At 63.4% G+C, this 456-nt stretch carries 1 protein-coding gene; it reads left to right on the forward strand.

The annotated features are described in order from the left end of the window. The coding region (locus D7V93_RS44030; protein WP_147451734.1) for a glutamate synthase-related protein at positions 1-456 on the forward strand (456 nt) is incomplete at both ends.

A 456-nucleotide genomic window follows, 5' to 3' on the forward strand; every position in this document is an offset into this window, starting at 1 on the left:
GGGTTCGATCAGCACGGAAGCGCACACCACGCTGGCCGTGGCGATGAACCGCATCGGCGGCAAGTCGAACACGGGCGAAGGCGGTGAAGACGAGCGTCGTTATCGCAACGAACTGCGCGGCATTCCCATCAAGCAGGGCACGAAGCTGTCGGACGTGATCGGCCGCGAAGTGGTCGAGCGCGATCTGGAACTGCAAGAGGGCGATTCGCTGCGCTCGAAAATCAAGCAGGTAGCCTCGGGCCGCTTTGGCGTGACGGCCGAGTACCTGGCGTCGGCTGATCAGATCCAGATCAAGATGGCGCAGGGCGCCAAGCCCGGCGAGGGCGGTCAACTGCCCGGCCACAAGGTGACGGATTACATCGGCAAGCTGCGTTATGCAGTGCCGGGCGTGGGCCTGATCTCGCCGCCGCCGCACCACGACATCTATTCGATTGAAGATCTGGCGCAGCTCATCCA

It is taken from the genome of Corallococcus llansteffanensis (assembly GCF_003612055.1).
Lineage (GTDB): Bacteria > Myxococcota > Myxococcia > Myxococcales > Myxococcaceae > Corallococcus > Corallococcus llansteffanensis.